Source organism: Rhizobium sp. UBA1881 (assembly GCF_002338015.1).
Classification (GTDB): domain Bacteria; phylum Pseudomonadota; class Alphaproteobacteria; order Rhizobiales; family Rhizobiaceae; genus Rhizobium.
Genome location: NZ_DDHH01000145.1, coordinates 1 through 1,728, shown reverse-complemented (window position 1 = coordinate 1,728; position 1,728 = coordinate 1). Strand labels below are relative to the sequence as shown.

Genomic DNA, 1,728 nt, shown 5'->3' with positions numbered 1-1,728 from the left:
CGCGCCGGGCTTCTCCACGGCTGCGGCGATCACCAATCTTTCCGGCCGTGGCGTCGGCATGGATGTGGTGAAGAAGACCGTCGAAGCGCTGCGTGGCGCGATCGACATCACCAGCCTCAATGGTCAGGGTTCGGAAGTGTCGCTGCGCATTCCGCTGACACTTGCGATCATCGACGGCCTGCTCGTGCGGGTCGGAAACGGCAGCTACGTCATTCCGCTGTCGGCTGTCGAGGAGTGCCTGGAGCTGTCGCTGGAAGAGGACCTGCGTTCGCGCGGCCGCAGCTTCATCTCGCTGCGTGACAGCCTCGTGCCGTTCCTGAGACTTCGCGATCTCTTCCGCACCGGCACCAAGCCCGACGTGCATCAGAAGGTCGTGGTCATCTCCACCGGCACGGAGCGTGTCGGCCTGGTCGTCGACCAGATCATCGGCGACCACCAGACGGTCATCAAGTCGATGTCGAAGCTGCACAACGACGTGTCCACCTTCTCGGGCGCCACCATTCTCGGCGACGGCAGCGTCGCCCTCATTCTCGACGTCGGCCATCTCGTGGCCGCCGGTCAGCAACAGGAAACACAGATGCGGGTGGCAGGATGAGCGCGGCAGCCGAGAAGATCGACCATCATTGGAACTATGCCGACGAAGTCGAGGTCCTGACCTTTGACATGAACGGCGAGACCTTCGCGCTCGAAGCGGTCATCGTCCAGGAAATCCTGGACCTGCTGCCGGAGACGGCGGTGCCGGGCGCGCAGCCCTTCGTCGCCAGCGTCATCAACTTTCGCGGCAAGGTCATTCCGCTGGCCGACCTGCGCCTCGCCTTCGGGATGGAAGGCACGGAAGCAACGATCGACAGCCGCATCATCGTCATCGAGCTCGATCTCGATGGCGAGGCGACGCTGGTCGGACTGCGCACCGACAAGGTGAACGAGGTGACGACGCTGGCACGGGCAGCCAGCGAACCGCCACCGAGCGTCGGCATGCGCTGGCGCGCCGACTACATCAACTGCCTGGTCAAACGCGGGGGCGAGTTCATCATCCTGCCCAATCTGCAGGCACTGTTTTCTTCACGACACGAGACATCGACCGCCGTTTAGGCTGCGTCATCTAGGGGTAAGGGGTTAGAGATGCGATTGACGATCAAGACGAAACTGGTGTCGGCGTTTGCCTTCATCATCCTCATGTTGCTGGGCACATCGACCTATTCGATCATCAGTCTCAGCGGTCTGAATGATTCCATCGGCGCCGTGCTGGCCGGCCCGGCGGCGCGCCTGGAACTGGCGCAGACAATCAATATCGGCCAGCTCGAAGCGATCCGCCAGCAGAAGAACCTGCTGATGGCCAAGGATCAGGCCGAAGTGAACAATTCCATCGCCAAGGGCGATGTCGGGCGCAAGGAGTTCGCCCAGGCGCTGGCATCCGTGCTGCAGATCGCCACCGAACAGGGCCGCCCGCGCTGGGAACAGGTCTCGGAGCTTTCGAAGCAGTTCTTCCAGGCTGACGATCAGATCCGCGAATTCGTGAAGGCGGGCAACGCCGAAGCGGCCAACAATATCTCGGTCACCACGGCACGCACCGCCGCAAACCAGATCGATACCGCGCTCGCTGAAATCCTCAAGCTTGAGAAAGAGCGCATGAGCGTTGCCGACGATGAAGCCGAGGTAAGCTATGTCGCAACGCGCACGACGATGATTGTCGCCGTCGCCGCAGCCTTCCTGTTTGCCGCGATCACC

Annotated in this window: 3 protein-coding genes; all 3 read left to right on the top strand. The window is 62.2% G+C overall.

The genetic code is table 11. The features are described from left to right. The coding region (locus B3605_RS17575; protein WP_296435272.1) for a chemotaxis protein CheW at window positions 1-595 on the top strand (595 nt) is incomplete at its 5' end. Then, window positions 592-1,092 (top strand): chemotaxis protein CheW, encoded by a 501-nt coding sequence (locus tag B3605_RS17570; RefSeq protein WP_112944887.1) that lies wholly within the window; start codon window positions 592-594, stop codon window positions 1,090-1,092. The genes B3605_RS17575 and B3605_RS17570, both read left to right, overlap by 4 nt. 30 nt (window positions 1,093-1,122) lie before the next feature. Then, window positions 1,123-1,728, top strand: a 606-nt coding sequence (locus B3605_RS17565; protein ID WP_296435270.1) for an MCP four helix bundle domain-containing protein, incomplete at its 3' end; no start/stop codon positions are given.